The organism is Protofrankia sp. Cr1 (assembly GCF_963555865.1).
Lineage (GTDB): Bacteria > Actinomycetota > Actinomycetes > Frankiales > Frankiaceae > Protofrankia.
On record NZ_CAUVXO010000507.1, the window covers coordinates 1 to 3702 of the forward strand.

Annotated in this window: 4 protein-coding genes; 2 read left to right on the forward strand and 2 right to left on the reverse strand. The window is 64.8% G+C overall.

Annotation, left to right across the window (positions count from 1 at the left end; translation table 11 throughout):
• Positions 1-258: 258 nt before the first annotated feature.
• Both U9980_RS24700 and U9980_RS24705 read right to left on the reverse strand, forming a co-directional pair.
• Entirely contained in the window at positions 259-1491 is a 1233-nt protein-coding gene (locus U9980_RS24700) for an RNA polymerase sigma factor (RefSeq protein WP_322770120.1), read from the reverse strand.
• A complete protein-coding gene (locus U9980_RS24705; protein WP_322770121.1) occupies positions 1488-1811 on the reverse strand; it encodes a YciI family protein in 324 nt (107 codons plus the stop codon). The genes U9980_RS24700 and U9980_RS24705 overlap by 4 nt, the downstream gene beginning before the upstream one ends.
• Before the next feature lie 736 nt (positions 1812-2547).
• Here U9980_RS24705 and U9980_RS24710 point away from each other — a divergent pair.
• Positions 2548-2799, forward strand: coding sequence for a type II toxin-antitoxin system prevent-host-death family antitoxin (locus U9980_RS24710; RefSeq protein ID WP_322749718.1), 252 nt, complete (start codon positions 2548-2550; stop codon positions 2797-2799).
• Positions 2796-3050, forward strand: a complete 255-nt coding sequence (locus U9980_RS24715) for a Txe/YoeB family addiction module toxin (RefSeq protein ID WP_322749717.1) — start codon at positions 2796-2798, stop codon at positions 3048-3050. The genes U9980_RS24710 and U9980_RS24715 overlap by 4 nt, the downstream gene beginning before the upstream one ends.
• Positions 3051-3702 lie beyond the last annotated feature (652 nt).

Below are 3702 nucleotides of genomic sequence, written 5' to 3' on the forward strand. Positions count from 1 at the left end.
ATGCGTAACCGGGAACCACCTTCCCATCCGGGGTCTACCGAACTGACGCTCTTACTCCACAGGTATTGCCGAACATCCACGACGCGCGCGGTGGCCCCCTCTGGGCCGCCGTAGCGCTCGCACCAGTTCATGTCTGGCGCGTATCGCTCACTCACTTGGCTACAACAGGAACTCTAGCCGATGCAGTGCTCCATCCCGGCGGTGACCGGTCCCATTGGCGGCGACCGTTCTCGACTGTTCACCGATACCGGAAATGCACTACCCCAGTTGGTCCCGGCGGCGTGTCAGGTAGGCGGTCTCAGCGGTGTTGCCCGCCAGTTTGATGGCTTTGTCGTACGCCGCGCGCGACTCCTGGCTGCGGCCCAGCCGGCGCAGCAGGTCAGCGCGGGTCGCATGGTAGGCGTGATAGCCGGCCAACGTGTCCTCAAGACGGTCGACAGCAGCCAGCGCCACCTCCGGGCCGTCTATCTCGGCGACCGCGATGGCCCGGTTGAGGGCGACGATCGGCGAGGGGTCGAGGCGGACGAGCTGGTCGTAGAGGGCAACGACCTGCGACCAGTCGGTGTCGCGTACATCGCGGGCGGAGGTGTGCACGGCGTTGATCGCTGCGAGGATCTGGTAACGACCCGGAGCTACCCCGGCGGCCAGACGCTCGCGCACCAGCCGATGGCCCTCGGCGATCAGCGCCGCATCCCAGGCCCCGCGGTCCTGTTCGTCGAGGGTGACCAGTTCGCCGCTGCCCGAAACCCGGGCCGTACGGCGGGCTTCGGTCAGGAGCATCAGCGCCAGCAACCCGGCCACCTCACCGTCCTGCGGCATGAGGGCACGGATCAGGCGAGTAAGCCGGATCGCCTCGGCGGTCAGGTCGTGACGTACGGGATCGGTATCGGGGCCGGTCGCCAGGTAGCCCTCGTTGAAGACGAGGAACAGGACGGCGAGCACGCCGCAGATGCGTGCCGGGAGATCCTGCTCGGACGGCACCCGATAAGGGATGCGAGCCACCTTGATCTTCGCCTTCGCCCGGGTGATCCGCTGCCCCATGGCGGCCTCCTGTACCAGGAAGCCACGGGCGATCTCGGGCACGGTCAGACCACCGACCATGCGCAGCGTCAGCGCCACGCGGGTCTGCATCGCCAGCGCCGGGTGACAGCAGGCGAAGATCAGCCGGAGCCGCTCGTCGTCGATGGGGCCGACAGGCTCGGGCGGGTCGTCGTCGTACAACAGCTGAGCCTCCGTCTGCTTGTCGTCGCGCTTGTTCTCGCGCCGGATCCGGTCGATGGCCTTGCGGATGGCGGTGGTGGTCAGCCAGGCGCCGGGGTTGGGCGGCACGCCGTCGGCCGGCCAGTGCTCGACGGCGGTCGCGAACGCCTCGGCCGCCGCCTCCTCGGCGATGTCGAGGTCATCGAAACGCCTGGTCAGGGCGGCGACCACTCGGGCCCACTCCTCGTGGTGGGCCCGGGTGATCGCCTCCCGGACGTCGACCCTGTTCACAGGAACGGCCGCACCTCGACCTTCCGATTGCAGGCCTTCGACCCCTCGGCGGCCAGCTTGAGCGCCACCTCGAGGTCCGCGGCCTCGATGATCCAGAAGCCGGCGAGGAACTCCTTCGACTCCAGGAACGGCCCGTCGGTGAGCATCGCCTCCCCACCCCGGTTATCGATCACAGTGGCCGCGCTGGGCGTCCCGAGGCCGCCGGCGAAGACCCAGTGGCCCTCGGCCACAAGCCGGTCGTTGAACACGTCGATCGCGGCCTGCTCCTCCGGGGTGGCCAAGCCAGCCGTGTCAAAGATCACGGAAACCATGTACTGCATCTCGGATCATCTCCTGTGCTTTGGGGGCACCCCTCGTGGGCGGCCGCTCACCCCTACAACGAACACCTCCGCCCCGATCCGACACCGCCTCCCGGATTTCTTTCACGGAATTTCTGGTACGCCGGTTGTAAGCGATCGACAGCGCGACGGTTTCGGGGCGACTGCGCTCCACTTCCTCGTGTGCGCGTCCAGTGCGGACGAGCTCTGGGATCAGATCGATCGCGAAAACCATCACTAGTGTCCTGCGTCTGAAATTCGTTTCTAAAACACCCTCTATGATCTTGTATTTGGCGGTCGGTCCTCGATGATCAAGTCATGGCGCGACGAGGACGACCCACAGCAGAGCTAATTTTGTCGAAGGAAGAAACGGAGACGCTGGCGCGGTGGGTCCGGCGGCCCTCCAGCGCGCTTGGACAAATAGCCAGCGGCGGGTTGCTCTAATGTCCGCGGACAAAGTTTGTAGCCCGATGCGGCGTCGGTCCAGGAGTCTGTCTCACCGGTGAATGTCGCAGTGTTGGGCCAGGTAGGTGCGGAACGCATGTTCGATTCGGATGATGCCCTTGCCGCTTCGGTGCCAGGCCGCTTCGGTGCCAGGCCGCTTGGTGTCGGCCGGCGGCTGGCCGAGCCGAGTCAGTCTTCGACGGGGGGCCGGTACGCCAAGGACCCTTGCCGATCCCCACCTCTGGACGTACAATTTTCTGTACGTACAACTTTCCGTACAAACGAGGAGGATGCCATGAGGACAATGACTTACTCGGAGTCACGTGCACGGTACGCAGAAGTTCTCACGGCTGTGGCGGAGGACAGGGAAGAGGTCGTCATCACCCGCGCCGGCCACGAGCCGGTGGTGATCGTCTCCTTGGATGACTACCAGTCACTCAAGGAGACGGCATACTTGCTTCGCAGCCCGGAGAACGCGCGCCGACTGCTGATCGCCATCGACCGGCTCGAGAGCGGCGGCGGCGTCGTCCGGAACCTTGCGGAGTGAAGCTCGTCTGGGACGAGAACGCCTGGCAAGACTACGTATGGTGGCAAACCCAGGACCGCAAGATACTCAAGCGCATCAATACCCTGATCCAGGACATCGCCCGCAACGGGAACGACGGCATCGGCAAGCCTGAGCCCCTGAAGCACGGGTTTCAGGGCTACTGGTCGCGGCGCATCAACGACGAGCACCGACTCATCTACAAGGTTAGCGGCGACGAGATCCGCATGGCTCAATGCAGGTACCACTATTGAGGCATCGAGCAGACTGGGGCAGTTACGGAACGCACGTTCGAGCCATTCGACGATGCTGCCCGCTCGGGCTTCACTGGGCATCGTGCCTGGCCGACAGCCGTGCCCCGACCGGACGAACGGCGATTTCAGGATCTGCGACCAAGATTAAACCCCCGAGCTCGCCGGATCCGTAGCTGCTGGCCCTCCAGATCCGTAGCTCGAATGCCTCCAAATCTGAAGCTCGAAGGGCTCCAGATCCGTAGGTCAAGTAGGCTCCCGGCTTCCGGTGACCAGTCGTGGCTCAAAACGGAACGTACGTTCGAGATGGGCTGCGGAGCCCCGGTCACGGTCTGGGATGCCGCGGGTCGGAGCCTGACAGTCACCGTCGAACCCGCGGCATTGCCCCTACCTACACGAGAAAGGGACACTCCCGCAACTGGATAACGCCGACCGCGACGGGACCTGGCGCATGTGGCGGAGGTGATCCACGCTGCTCTCGGTGGAGGGCCGAAGCGCGGCCCGCGTCCGCCGCGTCCGTAACAGGATCCCGCCATCGCGATCATGAAAGGTGACCGCCTTCCGACCGAACGGACGATGGTTTCGGGACCTTCGGCCAAGATCAAGAAGTTCTTCCAATGACACGTTAGGTCCATATTGCGCCGTTGCACGAACT